The 15,421-nt window shown below is 65.0% G+C and carries 13 protein-coding genes and 1 pseudogene; 8 read left to right on the top strand and 6 right to left on the bottom strand.

The annotated features are described in order from the left end of the window. Positions 1 to 22: 22 nt before the first annotated feature. Both CPH63_RS13760 and CPH63_RS13755 read right to left on the bottom strand, forming a co-directional pair. Entirely contained in the window at positions 23 to 343 is a 321-nt protein-coding gene (locus tag CPH63_RS13760) for a hypothetical protein (RefSeq protein ID WP_157749542.1), read from the bottom strand. A 137-nt stretch (positions 344 to 480) separates the two neighbouring features. Further along, a complete protein-coding gene (locus CPH63_RS13755) occupies positions 481 to 1,026 on the bottom strand; it encodes an RNA 2'-phosphotransferase (RefSeq protein ID WP_096305153.1) in 546 nt (181 codons plus the stop codon). Positions 1,027 to 2,743: 1,717 nt separating this feature from the next. Between CPH63_RS13755 and istA the strand changes: the two genes are divergently transcribed. After that, positions 2,744 to 3,979 (top strand): IS21 family transposase, encoded by a 1,236-nt coding sequence (gene istA / locus CPH63_RS13745; protein WP_096303459.1) that lies wholly within the window; start codon positions 2,744 to 2,746, stop codon positions 3,977 to 3,979. Continuing rightward, positions 3,979 to 4,140, top strand: a pseudogene (locus tag CPH63_RS23730) (IS21-like element ISAau2 family helper ATPase IstB); the annotation flags it as partial. The gene istA and the pseudogene CPH63_RS23730, both read left to right, overlap by 1 nt. Positions 4,141 to 4,213: 73 nt before the next feature. Here CPH63_RS23730 and CPH63_RS13735 read toward each other — a convergent pair. Continuing rightward, a complete protein-coding gene (locus tag CPH63_RS13735) occupies positions 4,214 to 9,346 on the bottom strand; it encodes an NACHT domain-containing NTPase (protein WP_157749541.1) in 5,133 nt (1,710 codons plus the stop codon). 337 nt (positions 9,347 to 9,683) lie between these two features. On the opposite strand from CPH63_RS13735, the gene CPH63_RS13730 reads away from it, so the two are divergent. Together CPH63_RS13730 and CPH63_RS13725 are read left to right on the top strand one after the other, a co-directional pair. Further along, positions 9,684 to 10,304: a hypothetical protein gene (locus CPH63_RS13730; protein WP_157749540.1), complete on the top strand. Its 621-nt coding sequence runs from the start codon at positions 9,684 to 9,686 to the stop codon at positions 10,302 to 10,304. Between the two features lie 153 nt (positions 10,305 to 10,457). After that, positions 10,458 to 10,928 carry a hypothetical protein gene (locus CPH63_RS13725; protein ID WP_096303455.1) on the top strand — a complete coding sequence of 157 codons (471 nt, stop codon included), beginning with the start codon at positions 10,458 to 10,460 and terminating at the stop codon, positions 10,926 to 10,928. A gap of 87 nt (positions 10,929 to 11,015) precedes the next feature. Here CPH63_RS13725 and CPH63_RS13720 read toward each other — a convergent pair whose 3' ends face one another. After that, positions 11,016 to 11,759 carry a DUF2625 family protein gene (locus CPH63_RS13720; protein WP_157749539.1) on the bottom strand — a complete coding sequence of 248 codons (744 nt, stop codon included), beginning with the start codon at positions 11,757 to 11,759 and terminating at the stop codon, positions 11,016 to 11,018. Between the two features lie 290 nt (positions 11,760 to 12,049). Between CPH63_RS13720 and CPH63_RS13715 the strand changes: the two genes are divergently transcribed. Further along, positions 12,050 to 12,424 carry a hypothetical protein gene (locus CPH63_RS13715; protein WP_096303453.1) on the top strand — a complete coding sequence of 125 codons (375 nt, stop codon included), beginning with the start codon at positions 12,050 to 12,052 and terminating at the stop codon, positions 12,422 to 12,424. Positions 12,425 to 12,610: 186 nt separating this feature from the next. Here the strand turns inward: CPH63_RS13715 and CPH63_RS13710 are convergent, their stop codons facing one another. Together CPH63_RS13710 and CPH63_RS13705 are read right to left on the bottom strand one after the other, a co-directional pair. Continuing rightward, the gene (locus CPH63_RS13710; protein WP_197704352.1) at positions 12,611 to 12,919 is read right to left on the bottom strand and encodes a hypothetical protein; all 309 of its coding nucleotides are present in this window, start codon (positions 12,917 to 12,919) and stop codon (positions 12,611 to 12,613) included. Between the two features lie 176 nt (positions 12,920 to 13,095). Next, on the bottom strand, positions 13,096 to 13,287 hold the full coding sequence (locus CPH63_RS13705) for a hypothetical protein (protein WP_172892210.1): 192 nt from the start codon (positions 13,285 to 13,287) through the stop codon (positions 13,096 to 13,098). 315 nt (positions 13,288 to 13,602) lie between these two features. Between CPH63_RS13705 and CPH63_RS13700 the strand changes: the two genes are divergently transcribed. The 3 genes from CPH63_RS13700 (at position 13,603) to CPH63_RS13690 (ending at position 15,202) form a co-directional block, all read left to right on the top strand. Continuing rightward, a complete protein-coding gene (locus CPH63_RS13700) occupies positions 13,603 to 14,004 on the top strand; it encodes a hypothetical protein (protein WP_096303451.1) in 402 nt (133 codons plus the stop codon). A 179-nt stretch (positions 14,005 to 14,183) separates the two neighbouring features. Continuing rightward, the gene (locus CPH63_RS13695) at positions 14,184 to 14,780 is read left to right on the top strand and encodes an SMI1/KNR4 family protein (RefSeq protein ID WP_157749537.1); all 597 of its coding nucleotides are present in this window, start codon (positions 14,184 to 14,186) and stop codon (positions 14,778 to 14,780) included. A gap of 137 nt (positions 14,781 to 14,917) precedes the next feature. Continuing rightward, positions 14,918 to 15,202, top strand: coding sequence for a hypothetical protein (locus CPH63_RS13690; protein ID WP_157749536.1), 285 nt, complete (start codon positions 14,918 to 14,920; stop codon positions 15,200 to 15,202). Positions 15,203 to 15,421 lie beyond the last annotated feature (219 nt).

Raw genomic sequence — 15,421 nt, 5'->3', positions numbered from 1 at the left:
GCGACTCAGCCGGTAAATACTGCTACTCCAGCTGACACGCCAGTCCTGGCCGCCCCTGTGACGTCAGACGAGCCCACAGGATGTTCTGCGTGTCCGACTGCGGCTCCAAAGTGAACCGGTCCGCCCGAATTTCGACGTGGGAACCTCGAATGCCGACCTGGTGCCCGTCGCCCAACTCGGAGCGCAGGTATCTGGCGACATGGTCCGAGATCCCCGAATCCTGCCCGAACCCGCGGAGGTCTACGCGAAACGCAGCCGGGTAGTGAGCCTGGTTGTAGTGCACGTCCTTTTCGAGCGTGTAGACGACGACGCCGTCGTCGTCGAGGTGCATGGTGGTGCTCATGTGGTCTCCCATGGGGGGTCGGTTGACTGTTCGGAGGCCACCATCGTGGGGAACACCATCCCCACAATCCCCGCAATCCCGCAATACCCATGCACCCCTGGCCGTCGGCGGGGAGGCTCCGCCGCCAGCGCCGACGTTCAACCGGCGAGGGAGAGGTACCGCGCCGGTACGGCGTCGGTCAGCCACACGCCGTTGTCGGAGACGAAGAAGACGTGCCCGTCAGCGGCCATCCGCGCGGCGTCGATCTGAAGGATGATGACCGGGCCGCGACGGCGACCTGCGACGACCTGCGCGGTGTCGCGGTCCGGGGACAGGTGCACGTGCTGGCGTGCTTGTTTCGTCAGGCCGGTGTCCTCGATCTGCTCCCACGCTGCTTCGGTCGTACCGTGGTACAGCGTGGCCGGCGGGGCAGCGGCCTCAAGCCCCAGGTCAACAGGTATGGAATGGCCCTGCGCGGCGCGGAGCCGGTCGGTGATCGGATCCAGCGTGAACCGTTGTTTCGACGACGCGGCGACGACATCCAGCAGACCGGCCCGGTCGCAGTCGACGCCGACGGCCCGCAACGCCTCGAGCAGATGCGTGACGTCCACCCACCCGGCGCCGTCAAGAGTCAGGCCGACCGACGCTGGGTCGTGACGCAGCACGTAGGACAGCCGATGCGACAACTCCGAACGACGGGACATGCCTTTCAGGGTGCCACCTTCCAGTAGGTCGGCAGTGGCCAGCCGCGCACGGCACTGGCCGGCGACGATGCGCGTCGGCGCGCGGTTGAGTGTTCCGACACTGCAGGTGTCAGGTGCCGTATGCACGTGACCCGGGTCGCCCCCGGACCGCCCACATCAAGGAATCCCGTCCAATGTTCACTTCCCTCAACGTTCGCGTGACGGCTATGTCGCCGTCGTCTCCGCGTTCCTCTACCAGCCGCGTACCCGCAGCACCGGCCGTCTCGGTGCCGCTCGTGGTGTCACGTTCATCGAGTACGCCATCCTCGCCGGCATCGCCGTCGTCGTCGGCATTCTGTTCCGCACCCAGCTCGGTGACATCTTCTCCTCGCTGCTCAACCGCATCAGCGGTGCCACCAACCAGTCCAACGTCAGCTAGTACCCCCTCGGCTTCGGCTCGGTCGCAGGGACGGGACCCGACACTCCTCGCGATGACGCGCCGGCCGGCGAGTTCGGTCGCGGCGGATACAACCCGAGGCGGCGGTGGAACCCACGGACCCCGCAGTCCGTGGGTTCTGTTGTTGCATACGCCTCGAGGGTCATCCCGCTGGCCGCCCCCGGGTCGTCGGGGGCCCGTCCTTTTTGCCGAACCGGAGACCATAGTAGAAGCCATTGACATGTCCACCCTGCTACGGGCGGATACCCGGCGGCTGCACCGGCCTGCTCGTACTATCGAAGTGGCTGTAACGCACTCCCGCTACCGCGCCGGTCGTGACACTTACGGCAAAGGCCGGCAGCAGTCGGCTTCAGTCAGAGAGCAGGCGGGGCTGGAGGGTGCGCACCCCGGGGATCGTCCGGCTGTTCCCGACGTCGTCGCGGATCCACCAGCGTCTTCGGCGCACGGCGTCGGAAACAGTTGGTGCTGCGGCGTGGATGGTGACCACGCCGAAACCGGCGAGAGCTCGGTGGCACACACAGGCACGTGAGTCGCCGGTTCCGGGTCTGTCGAACGTCGCCGGGTAGCGGCGTTTGCCGGACCTCGAGGAGCGGCGACGGTGATGCGGGAACCGGTGTGCCCGGCAAACTACCCCTGAAGGAGAAGTACCACCATGGACCGCAAGACTCTGCTAACGGGCCCAGCCCTACCGGAAGACGCCCGCCGGGGTGTCCGAACCAAGCTGATCGAGGAAGGTGTCCTCGTCGACGTTTCTATCCGCCGGATGCGTGGACGCCGACGTCATTGCCGGCGGCATGGAAGACATGGCCAGCCCCTATCTGATGCTGGCCCTCAACGGCAAGAGGTACCTGCATGCGCCCGAGCCTGCCGGTCAGAACTGCCCGATCTACTTGGCGCGATCCCGTCGCAGAAAGGGCTGGGAAGAAGTCTCAAATCGGGCTGGCCTTCGACCCTTCTAGTCCCGCCGCCATAGTAACCCAGGTAGCAGTGACCCATCCCGGCCGCCGGAAGACCGACAGAAGGCACGGCAGCCGGACGAGGGCCACCACCCCGCCCAACACGACTCGACCACCAGGAGAAACCCGCACCCTAACCTGAATGACCCACCGGATCGATGCTCACCAGCCGGTCCGGCGAGACGTTCAAACGCTCCCGGCGATCGGGCACTTTGTGCTGCCCGGATATATGTCGACGGCCAGTGAATATTGATCACCGCGCGGCAAATGAATTTTGACCAGCTTCCCTTAGAACCTGTGCTCAGTCGAGTGCAGGAGGAAGCGAGTGTTAGACGTGGAAGATTGGGCGGAGATCCGTCGGCTTCATCGGGCTGAGCGGGTGTCGATCTCGGAGATTGCGCGGGTAATGGGCGTCTCGCGGAACACGGTCAAGGCGGCGTTGCGTCGTGACGGCGCTCCGAAGTATGAGCGGCGGCCGGCGCCGACGTTGGCGGATGAGTTCGAGCCGAGGATCAGGGAGTTGCTGCGGGCGGTCCCGACGATGCCGGCGACGGTGATCGGCGAGCGGATCGGGTGGCCGCATGGAATTCGGACGTTGAGCCGGCGGGTCAGCGAGCTGCGCCCGTTCTACGTTCCACCGGACCCGGCCGGGCGCACGGCGTATGAGCCAGGGGTGATCGGTCAATGCGATTTCTGGTTCCCCGACGTCACGGTCCCGGTCGGGTTCGGGCAGTCCCGCACGGCCAAACAATTGCCGGTGCTGACGATGGTGACTGGGTATTCGCGGTGGGCGTCGGCGGTGCTGGTGCCGACACGGACCGCGGAGGATCTGTATGCCGGGTGGTGGCAGCACATCGCAGCTCTTGGGTCGTGTCCGCGGGTGTTGGTCTGGGACGGTGAGGGTGCGGTCGGGCGGTGGCGTCAGCGGCAACCGGAGTTGACCGGTGAATGTCAGGCCTTTCGCGGCACCCTCGGCGCGAAGGTAGTGATCTGCAAACCCGCTGACCCGGAGGCCAAAGGTCTGGTCGAGCGGTTTCATGACTACCTCGAGCGGTCGTTCCTGCCTGGGCGGGAGTTCAGCAGCCCCGCCGATTTCAACACGCAGATCCAGGCCTGGTTGGTCACTGCCAACGCCCGCCATCACCGCCGGTTGGGTTGCCGCCCGTTGGATCGTCTCGACGGTGACCGGGCCGCGATGCTCGCTTTGCCGCCGGTCGCACCGGTCACCGGGTGGGCGAGGTCGCAGCGGCTGCCGCGTGATCATTACGTGCGCCTGGACGGCAACGACTACTCCGTGCATCCCGCCGCGGTCGGTCGTCGGATCGAGGTGCGAGCCAGTCTGCACCGAGTGAAAGTCCACTGCGGTGGGAAGGTCGTCGCCGATCATGACCGGGTCTGGGCCAAGCACCAGACTCTTCACGACCCCGACCATCTCGCTGCGGCCCGTTCGCTGCGCCGCGACCGGTTGGAGGTCGTGCACCCCGCCGCTGCGCCCGACGTCGAGATCCGGGCGTTGACCGACTACGACGTCCTCGGCGTCGATCACGGTGCCGGCGCGTGATGGCCACCGCCCGAACGGGCACGGCCAAGACCAGCGCCGCCGACACCACCGCCGAGATCGTGTTCCTCACCCGCCCTCTCAAAGCACCGACGCTGCGCGACGCCGTCGGCCGCCTCGCCGAACGGGCTCGGGCGGAGTCGTGGTCGCATGAGCAGTTCCTCATGACAACTAGCTCAGGCGCCCACATCCGGCGGATTAAAGTGAGTAGCTCGTTGCGCGAAACTTGGGCAAATATCAGTTCCGGGCCGGGGGGTGTCTCGTCAGGGTGATCGCTGCGGCACGCGCGGGACGTTCGGCTCCAGTGAACGGATCATGGACCACCACATCTGGGTTGGTGCTGGTGAGCGTGTCCCGGGCTATCCTCGCAGTGCTGTCGTCGAGTAGGCCGGCGTGGTCAAGAACCGTTGCCAACAGGTAGGACCGTTGCGAATCGATCGCCGGCTCGCGGATGTGCTCGGTCTCGGGGGTCTGCGCCCAGATCGGGGTGCTGGTATCCGCGGAGGCAGGATCTTGGATCGCGGATCGAAACGCGGTGACCGCGTCCGGGTCGTGGCGAAGTCGCCGCATCAGCGGGCCTGTCAGCAGGGCGAACAGGTCGGCGGCGTCCCGGAGCATGATCTGCTGATGTGCTCGTTCTACGATCGCAGGCAGAACGCTCGCTGGTGAGCACCGGACGGCGACGGCGAGCGAATCGATCCACTCGCGACGATCCCGGGGATCCTCGGCGCTGAACCAAGTCTCCAAATCGGCGAACATCGTGCGACTGCGCTCGTCGTTTGGGAACAGTTCACAGAACACTGCCCGAAGTTGCGGGTCGGTCTCGAAACCGGGCTGTTGCGTCAGTGCGTCGCGGAGTGTGTCTGCGGGGATCTGCCACGAGTCCGGATCGACGAGCAGGTCGTAAACCTCGTCCGTCTCTGTCCGGTTCAAGGTAGAGGAACCTTCTCGAGTCAGGCAGGCGGCGAAGAGGTCGAGATCGCGGCGTCCGCCGCGATGTAACCAGAGCAGATAGTCCGCGCTGCTGCGGAACTGAGGATTCGCGTCTGCCTCAGCACGGACGAGTTCGCCGACGGAGGGGTGAGGTGATGAGCTGGTACTGAGCACACCGAGCACGGTTGCTCGAGCATTCGCGCGCGAGTCCCTGGTGTTGGAGGCGGACAGCAGAATGAACAGGTCGTCGCCGAAGTGGGTGGACACCTCGTCCCAGTTGGCGTTGAGCAGATCGACCAGTTCCCGGTCGACGCCTCCGAACAGATGCCGAAGATGCACGCCCGGTCGGGTGGGTTCCCCGATGGTCTCCAGGAGCCCGTCATGAAGCCCGAGGTCGCCGAGCAGCAGCATCCCGACCCACCCGGTCTGCCGACGGTCTTCCAGATCGGGACCGTACGCGCAGAGTTCCGCTCGCACCTGCGCGCGCAGCCAGTCGGCGGCTTCCTCGGCTTGCGTGTGCTCAGCGTTCGGTGAGATCCCATATCGCTCGACGCGACGGATTAGTCCAGTCAGTGCAGTGCGCTGTACCCATACGTCCGGGTCCTCACTCCAGTCCCTGAGCAGATCGCGCAGGGTCGAGGGGGTCAGATCGGAGCGGGTCAGGGCATCTACGAGCACCTCCCGCAGCCGCGGTGGCAGGTAGGCGAACTGATCGAGAACCGCATCCATCATCATGTTCGCGGTTGCGTCAGCGCGGGCCCCGTACGCGCGCACGATCGCCGGGGGTGCTGGGTCGTGGATGCCGCTGCTGATGTGCCGGGGGTGCTGCAAGGCCTGCGACGCGAATGCGACGACCGCTTTGTGCGCCGGCCACGCGGCGATGATCGCGTCGACATGCCAGGTGAGGTGTCCCGTCCCAACCGCAGTGCAGCGCGTAGCAAGTTCATCCGGATCGTATTCGTGCAACATGGCAGCGGACTCGGCGTCCTCCCGGGTGCTGGCGAAGTGCGCCCAGGCATTGGCGACGGCCGTCGCCACCACAACTCGCGCTTCCCCGTCACCCTCATCTGCCGAGGACCGCAGCAACGTGACGAGCACTCGGAATCCTTCCGCTGCACCGAGCGCCTCCAGCGCGAGCGGTGCGAGCGGTGCAGCCGACTTCAGAGGCCCGTGCAGGCGCTCATCGAACGCCGCGCGCACCTCGGGACGCTGCCCGAACCGTTGCAACAGCACCGCCCCAACGCGGACGGGACGCCACGAGTCCAGGGCGGGCATGAGCACATCGAGCGCTTCGTCGTCGGGCAAAGAATCCGCGAGAGTGATGGCGCCGTCGCTGAACCGCACTTTCGGGGCTTCCTCGCGGATAGTTGCCACGGCGCTACGTGCGAAAGCGGGATCTGCGCGCCACGACTCAGGGATGAGCGCAAGGTTGTGCAGCACGAGTCCGTGGCGGTCGGGGTGTTCTAGCTCGTCGGCCACCCAGCTCTTGATCGCGTCGTCGTCGCTGAACGTGGTGCACGCGAGTAACCAGGCCATCGAGCGGTCGCCGCCGTTCTTGCCGTTGCCAGACAAAGTCTCTAGCACGAAACGCGCCGCTTTCGGCTGCCCGGACACCGCGTGCTGCACGAACGGGATGGCGAGGTCCTTCCAATGCTCCCGCGGCCGCAACCCCTCATGCCTCAGTAACCCTCCGAACCACTGCCTCTCCGCAGCGGCGAGATAGTCGAGCTGCCCTCCAGCGGTTTCGCAAAGAAGATGCAGAGCGCAGACTCGCAGCTCCGGGGTGATCTGCGCTCGCGCCCACTCGAGAAGGGCGGGCAGATCTGGCCAGTCCGGCCACCCTGTTCCCAGGCACAGTAGCGCGAACGCCTGATCGATGGCTTTCGCACCGTTGCGGACGCTCGTTTCGATTCGGGCACCGACCGAAGCGTCGCCGCCGTAGCGGATCGCGATGGCATGAGCGGCGTTCAGCTGCACCGTCTCGTCCTCGTGCCGCAGCCCCCACAGCAGCGCAGGAAGCACCCCCGTCTCGGCGACTGCGGTATCTCGGAGCGTCCACAGCGGTGACGTCGGCTCGGGGTGCGTAGCGTTGAGCCATCGTGTGAACGTTGCGAGCAGCAACGGTCGCAGCGAGGCGTGGTTCGTCATCGATACCAGCGATGCAATCAGCGTGACCCGGTGGGCGGTGTCCATGTGCTCGTTGACGCGGTCAATGATCTCCATCACCCACTGCGACTGCTTCAGCGTGGTGATCGCAACATCGGCGGCGATGGCCTCGCTGATTAGTTCGTATCTGTCGACCGGGTCCACGTCGGCCTGCTCGCTGAGACGGCTCAGCAGGGACGCGTTCACATGCGCGTTGACCTGCGTGGCGAGGCCGGCGATAAGTACATCCCGCCAGATGGGGTCGCCGGCCCGAGCGATCAGGGCGTTCTCCTGCTCCTCGGGCGGGAGCGTGGCCAGGTGCTCGCCGGCAAGCTGATCGAGCAGAACCCGATGCAAGAACCCGACCATCCCAACGCCTTGCGGGACGAGCAGCCCATACTCGTCCTCCGCCTGCGACAGCACCGCCGTCGCGACCCGAGCCGCGTCGGCCGCCGGGTATGCCAAGCCGTCGTCGCGGCGAAGCTCCTCCCGGAACCGTCGCTCCATCTCTTGCCGGGGCCAGATCGCCGCGCCGCCCTCTATCCGGGCCTGGTAGGCGACACCACGAAGCACCGTGAGCATGTCGCCGGTGGAGAACTCGGATCCCGCCGCAGAGGAGGCGCGGCGACGCATCTGCGGGTGCTTGTCCACCAGAAGTTGGACGAGCGCGGAGAACAGGTGGAACCGTTGCGGCGGTAATGACTCTCCACGCCACGACTTCGCCAGCAGCCCGAGGAACAGCGGTGTGGTCAAGAGTGGGCTCAACGCCGGTATCTGGGCCAGCTCCCCCAGGAACGACCCCGCGTGCGGGCTGAACGGACCGTCTCCATCGATCGTGTCGGGCTCAGACAGCACCCGGGTGACCAGAGCGACCTGCTGAGCGTGGGTGAGAGGTGCGAGGACCGCTTTCGCCCACGGCTCCACCCAGTTCAGCCGGTCCACCGCGTAGGGGCGGGCGGTGAGGATCGCGCCGATACGCCGTTGGGACACGAACGACTCGATGAGCCCGAGCGCGTACTCCGCGGATGCGGGGTCGTTCCACTCGTCGACACCGTCGACTAGCAGGATCGCCCGTTCGTCGTCCAGCGCCGGCTGAGTGAGATCCCAAGCCGACGGTCCACCCTGCTGGGTGACCCATGCCTGAATGGCCGAGACAACCGAGTTCGTGGTGGATCCGTAAAGGTGGCGACACAGGAACCCGAACGGCAACCACAACGGCAAGTCGCCGCTGTGCGCCCGCTGCAGCGCCGCGGACTGCGGTTCGGCAGCGAGGATGTCCGCGGCGGTGAACATCAGAAAGCTGGACTTGCCCGACCCAGGCGCGCCGATGAGCAGCCGGAGGCGCGCGGACTCGGTCCATTCGTCGACGGGAGTGCGCGCTCGATCCGCATCCGCCGACCTGATCGGGTCTCGCCGCGTAGGCCTGCGTGTGCGGCGGCGCATGATCCGAGGAGTTCCTGTGTATTCCTCCAGCGGTTGAATTGACACCGGCGCCTCCGACTGCTCGGGCTCCACGGCGGTCGCCCGTGCTGTTGTGTCATCGGACACCGGATGCGTATCGAGAATCAAATACGACAGACCCCGCGTATGTGTGCCGGTGACCGTCGGCGAGGCACCCTGCGCGCGGAATGCAGCCCGATAGAGACCCCCGAGGGCGCCGCGGGCCGCGCGCGCCTGCTCGGGGGTAATCCGCCGGGCGAGCTCGGTGGCGCGGTCCTCTCCACAGAACGCGACCACCCACGCACGGCCGAAGAAGTCATCCACCAGCCGAGGGTGATCGCGGAGCCGGGCGGCGACCTCCTCCGCTCCCCACGGTTCAAACTCGATGCCCTTCTCCGAGAGTGTGTCGTGCGCGGACCGGACGGCGACATCCAGCTTGATATCGCGAAGCGACGAACTCGTGGCGTAGTAGAACCGGGAGCACCGATCGGCCCACTCGCCGGCGAGAAAGTCGGTGACCGCCGAGGCAATCGACGCGGCGGTGAGACCCTTCACGCGCCGTGACTGCAGCGCCACGAAGCTTCTCCCCGCCGTAGCGGCGGCGTCCAGCGAGGGCGCCGTTCGCGCGTACACATCGATTCCTGCCTGGGCTTGCCCGGGCAGCCCGTAGAGGATCGCGTGCTCGACGTGTGCTTCGGTTTCCAGCAGCCGGGTGAACAGGCGTTCTGCGTTCTCCGGGGTCAACTCGCCTACGGGAAGCAGAGCCGGCCGGGTTTGTACCGGCGGGTCCGGCCACGGACCGTCCGGGACGGACCACAGCGTCGCCGGCAGCTCAGGTTGTTTCTTCGTCACGCCGCCATTCTCTCGTTCGAAACTGATGGTGCGCTGCTTGTTCGCGGCGTGCCGTGAAGCGAGGCGGCGTCGAGCCGGACCCATCTGTCAGGCCATTGACTTTCTCGGGTGGCCGCACGCCTTCCCGTGAAAGCGTCCGGGCGCTCGCCGCACCTACTCCGATTTCCCGAGTTGTTCGATTCGGCGGCGACGTGAGAAGAATCGATCTGCTCGCTTCGACCTACGACGATGCGGACTCGATATCGACGGCTCCGCGCGTGTGCCGAACAGTCGGCGATTGGTAGGAATGTGTCGTGTCCTGTCTGTCTACCGCTGAATGCTCGTGCAAGCTGGAGCGATGGCTGTAACTCCTCTGCAGGCTGGGCTCGACGTGCTAGATCGTGCAGGTCGGTTGCTCACACTAGACCCTGGTACTGAACAGGTCTCTTTGCTCCAGTACGACATCCGCCGGCAGTCGGTTGCAATGGCCGTGGCCGCGCTTGATACCTGGATGCACTGGTCGATCAGACGGGTCGACCTCCGACACCTATCCAGGATCTTGGCGAATGTGGACGTCCCATTCGGCGAGCTGGTTGGGTCGGGCAACCGCTCGGTCGAGGCACGTCGGCAGGGTGTCGACGATCGACCTCTGGTTCGAGCGCGAAATACGCTAAACGAGCGGATCCTCGGCATGACCTTTCAGAGCGCGCGTCAGTGGGAAACCGGTTTCGCCATGCTGGGCGTCGCGAAGGGGTTGGCTAGAGCGGCCGCTGCGATGACGCCGCCTGAGACTCGATCGGCCGTCGAGGAACGACTCAATCGTCTGAGCCATCGCCGTAACAAGATCGTCCACGAGGGTGACCTCATGCGCATGATGCGTCCGCAGAGGATCAAGCGGGAGGTGCTTTCGCGCGGGGAGGTGGACGATGACGTTGCCTGGGTTCGCCGGTTCCTTATCGCAGTCGACGCAATCAGCTGACGCGAATGGATCCGAGTTGTCGCGGCGCATACCGATTCATCTGCCCACCGTCCCGCCAGCCGGGCTACCGCGCCTAACGACGGCTATCGCGGGAGTTATCTGGAGCCGAGACCGGATGGCCCTCATGGAGGGCTGGGCCTGCACAATGACGGTATGCCCGTGCCGTGGACCGAGGTTGAGCAGCAGTTGAATGACGACGGCAACATCGCGTCTCTTTGCGACATCGTCGTTCCAGCAGCGGACGCAGGCGACTGGCAGCGCGTGCTCGATCTGCTGCGCGAGCACGTGATCGCATGGGAGGTCGGCTATGCCGAGGATGGCGAACGGACAGAACTCCCTAAACTGGCCCAGCATCTCGTCAGCCGATCAACGCAGGCAAATGTCCTCATCTCGATCAACTTCGCTGGTCTGCCGATCTACGGCCACGTCTTTAGTGATGACTGGATCGAGTTCGACGTCCCAGCACGCGACATAAACGGTCAAGAGTCACTGGATGTGCTCGCTGGTTTTGTCACCGTATTGGGCCGCGCAGTGGGCAAGGAAGTCCGAGCCACTCCTGAGGCAGCTCACGACGCACCGATGTTCGTCTACGACGCGTCTGTGGATGCGGTTCGCATGCCGTAGTTCGTGCCCAGCCCGAACTACCGGACATCGGGCTACCGGACGGATAGCGTTCGCTGTCTGCGGCAAAGTCGGGCATTTGTGCTGGCGTTACTCACTGACCTCGATGTGGAACTTGTCGTCGTCAGGCAAGTCCGCGAGTTGCCGTGCCATGTCGGCGTAGAGATCAAGTAGCTCGGCGAGTGGCACAGGCCTTCGCGAGGTCCGTCCGAGGTCTTGACCCTCCTTGGTAAACGGGAACGGGTATACCGAGAGTCCGTAGGCAAGGGGCAGAGCCGCCACTTCCTGCTCCCATCCGCGCCAGCGCATCGCCCCGTAGAACTCGGAAACAGCCCCGCCGAGCATTGCGCCCACGAACGCTCCGTGACCAAGCTCGAGCGGCGTCCATGTAAGTGTGTCCGGTCCCCAATACGCGACTTCTTCTCGTGCGCCCGGCAGGTCACCTCCGTTGACGGCGAAATACCCACCGAGCACGTCAATCGCGACGACGAGGAACCGTTCACCATGGACAGCGATCAGGTCAGTCAGTGAGCGGACCGATGGCAGTCCGTCCGCGCCCGCACCGAGGATGCGCAACCAGCCGTGATCGATCCGCAACGCACCGCACTCCGAGGTCAGTGCTCCAAGTGCGCTTCGCGCAGTTACCTGGACCTGCTCGATCGCCATTGCGCGCTCGGAGATCTCCGCCGAAACCACCTCGACGCTGAGCGGCGAGGCCGCGATCTGATCCTCGATGCTCGGCCATGCAGGATCCGTTACGTTGCACAGCTCGGCAGCTGAACGCCATTCCGTCATCCCTAGATGGTGCCTGATCGACCGGCCAGCGATACCCACAGATCGGTTATGTCCGCCAAACGGCCAGACACCCTACTGTCCGATCTGCGCGTGCCCACCTCGACGCGATCCGTGTCCGCTATCGACGGATCCCGTGCGGCACAAAACGCGCTGTCCGCGGCAAGAGCGGACGTTGCGGAGGGCGCACGAGCTGGGGGCACGCGTCGGGGCGGCGGCAAGGACGGCGCAGCAATAGCCGAGCTGCTATGTCATATTGGCGGGGTGCGGCGCGGTCAGAAGTCCAACTCCACCCATCGAGACCCAGACCGGGTTCTGCGGCGGCAACACAGATGACGGACCCCGCCGCGCCGATTGCGGTGCTTGGCAACGTGTCGATCAGGTTCAGTCCGGCGACAGGCCGCGGCGGAACCGGCGACCTCTACGTTTATCCCGGCGAGATCGGCGTCCGTCTGACCCGACGGCTGTTTTCCCGCATTTCCGAGGGAGCCTTGATCCGCCAGCCCGGTGGCGTCGTACATATGAACATCGCCCGCTTTCCGCCGTGGTTTGACACCGTCGTCCTCATCCACCAAGGACCCGGCCAGATCTGCCTGGTGGGAATGCCCCGCTCTCACCGAAGACGACTCATCGCAGCCCTGAACACGGCGGGCCTCGCCTACGAAACCACCAGGCGAACGATTCTCACTCTGTATATGTCGTCGTAGGACCGAGCGAGGTGTCCGGCCGCTTGGTCGGACGCTGTCCCGATCAGGACGCCGAAGTTTTCATGTGCGCAACCTCCAAGCCATCGGAAGGGAGATCAGCGACGGGCGTATTGACGGATCCCGTGCGGCAGGAATGCGCTGTCCGCGGCATGATCGGTAGAGCCGCTCCGGCGGCAAACCGCGTCATCAGTACAGCTCGACTTCCCACGGTTCGAGGTCAAGCTCTCCCGGTGGAAGGCCGCCGGTGCAGTACCGATACAGCCATGTCGCCGCCCGCTTCTCGGCGTACTTTTCATTGATGGGCGAACCCGCGTCGTCAAGTTGCGGAACGGGGGCGAAGACGGCAAAGCAGGTCTCCATCTGGCTGGGAGAGTCCTTGAGCTCGTCCCAGTAGTTGATTCCTTCGAGCATCGGGTGACCGACGGAGCCTCGCGCAACCCAGCCAGCGAATCGTCGAATGGCACCCGACGTACCGTGGCTCAGGGTATTCGTCATCCAGCAATGATCCCCTGATTTCGCTGCGCCGCGAACATCCGGAGATCGGCTACTTGTCCGGCCAACACTTCGCGCCCGACGGACTCATATGCGCGACGCCGACCCCTGCTCACTAGCGCCCCGAACGACGGCTACCGCATGGTGGAAGCTCAGCCGCTGCACCATTCTGGTTTCTGCTAGGTGGTTGAGTCTTCAGCCCTGTCGGCGAGTTCGAGGAGTGCTACAGCTAGATCCTTCGCGTCCTGGGCGGTCAGTTCGACCGGGTCGTTGCCGTCGAAGGCGCGGAGCATTATTGGCTCGTCGCCATCAAGCCAGAGGTCCACGTCCTGAGGAACACGACTCGTCGGCGCGACATGGCTCGATCTCATTTGCCGGGGCTCCATGTGACCACACTAGGCCGCCGATCGACCCGTCTTCCTATCCCTCGATGACGTCGCGCCTATGCTCCGTCGGCAGCGTCGGAGCGCCCAGTGCTCCCTGTGGCGCCTTCGGGGCCGTAGCGGTCTCCGATTGCCGTGAATTGGCCAACAGGGTTCTACATCAGGATCCGATGACCCGTAGCGTTTGACCTTCGCGTCCCCCGTCGGAACCGCCATTCGCGCCGCGCGGAGCAGACGGTTCGCATGCCATCTACGGCAGATGAGGATGAGTTCCGGGCTGGCCGACGTGCAAGGCTACTGGGCGTGACCGACAACGCCCCAGTGTCCTACGACCAGGCATTCGACGACCTAAGCGCTGTGTACTTGGAGGACTCATGGGTCCTAGCAGTAGCTGCGGCGGCGTCTCAGATCAGGTTTATCCTCGACGCCGTATTGACGCCTGATCATCCGAGCTACTCGGTCCCAAGCGTGAACGAACAGCACTGCTATTGCAGGGGAACGCTCACGATCAGAAGCGTTGATCCAATCGATTTCGTGCCAAGTGGACAGCCCGGCACACACGACCCGAGCGGCGAGATCGACTTCGGCAACATCGACACCTTCCGGCGCGTTGAGCTGGCCGGAGTCTCCGTCTGGCAGCTCGCCGGAGACTGGGGAACGGCGTCTGTCAGGCGGCCGCTCGTCGTCCTGACTCTCGACGCCTGACGCACGGAGATCGACACATCCGGAGGAACCCTGCGACCTACAGATTCATCTGGACGGCGCAATGCGGCAACCCTCGGCGAGCAGATCGACGGCTATCTCGCGCCATGGGGTTCCTTTTGGTGTGTTGCGGTTGGGTCCTTCGCTTGCGTGACACGATTGGCGGTGTGGCGGGAGACCTCATGCAAGAGCAGTGGAGCCGAGTCCTCGACTGGCTGCGGACGAATGCGCCGGCTAGTTATAGCACCCTGCAGCCGCCGGCGACCTACGAGGAGATCCTGGCCGCGCAGCAGCGGCTGGCAGTTGCCCTCCCTGTCGGGTTGGTCAGCTTGTTGTCGATGACGAACGGTGTACCGGCTTATCACCCAGTGGCGGAAGTGTCGTTCGCCTCGCGGTTCCTGCCTGGCGGCTACATGTTGCAGCCCGTTGCCGATATACCTGGCTACGTCGACATGCTGAACGGCATTCTCGATCAAGGTGACCCGATGCAAGCCGGATGGTGGTGGCATCGGCAGTGGCTGACGTTTGCCTCTCACGTCTGCGCCGACGCGCTCTTCCTCGATCTGCGACCTGGACCGGACTACGGGCGGGTCGGAGCATTTATGCACGAAGAGATTGCCGACTTCGACGCTGGTGCGCACACCCTCGAGGCGTGGGTCGCCGGTATCGCTGACGCGTTGGAGGGGCAGTACGACTTTGGGTACTGGCGCCCGGCCGTCATCGACGGTCGCCTGGAATGGGACGTCATTGCTGACCCGTCCGACCGTAGAGACCCCTAGCGGATACTCCGGGCTACAGTCCGCCGCCCAACAGAGCCAACCTGCGCGCTCAGCAGGCAATCCCGTGCTGCGTCACCGCCGCGGGTAACGAAGGGTAGCGCCCCGTCTGCGGCAGCGCGGACGATATTGTGCCGATCGTGCCGGTCCACTTCATCGCTCATTGGCATCACGACGATCCGAACGATCCGATCCGGATCTACGAGGAAGTTGGAGACGACCGAACCGAACTGCGGAAGGTCGAGGAGTTCCGGGACGGAACGCTAGCCCGAGCCGACTCAATCAACGATGGGCCGACGAGCCTCACATGGGAGCCGATGCCGGACATCGTGGAAATCGAAGACCAGCCAGACTTCTCCGTCGAACTGATCAGCGCTGAACAGTTCGAGGCGACCTGGACTCAAGCGAGCGACCCAGTGCTCTGACGAAACGCACCGGCATCGACAGATCCGATTGCCGCCAACGCCATAGGCATTCATCTGCCCCGGTTGCCCGCCCGCCCTCGGCCACGCCGAACGACGGATAGCGCGCGCTTTCGTGCTGCCACGAAACGCCGGACTGCCAGCCAACGGTGTCCAGGGCACTGTGGTCGTGTGATCGACCTCAATAGTGGCGACGAGTCGCGACTGCTTGCGGCCGCCGTA

The organism is Jatrophihabitans sp. GAS493, from assembly GCF_900230215.1.
Taxonomy (GTDB): domain Bacteria; phylum Actinomycetota; class Actinomycetes; order Mycobacteriales; family Jatrophihabitantaceae; genus MT45.
The sequence above is the reverse complement of the archived record's forward strand: the minus strand, read 5'-3'. Positions and strand labels throughout refer to the sequence as shown.

What these genes read in the sequence shown, in the direction of transcription:
- CPH63_RS13760 (WP_157749542.1), bottom strand. Translation starts at nt 343, where the DNA reads ATGAGCACCACCATGCACCTCGACGACGACGGCGTCGTCGTCTACACG.
- CPH63_RS13755 (WP_096305153.1), bottom strand. Translation starts at nt 1,026, where the DNA reads ATGTCCCGTCGTTCGGAGTTGTCGCATCGGCTGTCCTACGTGCTGCGT.
- CPH63_RS13730 (WP_157749540.1), top strand. Translation starts at nt 9,684, where the DNA reads ATGGCTGTAACTCCTCTGCAGGCTGGGCTCGACGTGCTAGATCGTGCA.
- CPH63_RS13725 (WP_096303455.1), top strand. Translation starts at nt 10,458, where the DNA reads ATGCCCGTGCCGTGGACCGAGGTTGAGCAGCAGTTGAATGACGACGGC.
- CPH63_RS13715 (WP_096303453.1), top strand. Translation starts at nt 12,050, where the DNA reads ATGACGGACCCCGCCGCGCCGATTGCGGTGCTTGGCAACGTGTCGATC.
- CPH63_RS13710 (WP_197704352.1), bottom strand. Translation starts at nt 12,919, where the DNA reads ATGACGAATACCCTGAGCCACGGTACGTCGGGTGCCATTCGACGATTC.
- CPH63_RS13705 (WP_172892210.1), bottom strand. Translation starts at nt 13,287, where the DNA reads ATGAGATCGAGCCATGTCGCGCCGACGAGTCGTGTTCCTCAGGACGTG.
- CPH63_RS13695 (WP_157749537.1), top strand. Translation starts at nt 14,184, where the DNA reads ATGCAAGAGCAGTGGAGCCGAGTCCTCGACTGGCTGCGGACGAATGCG.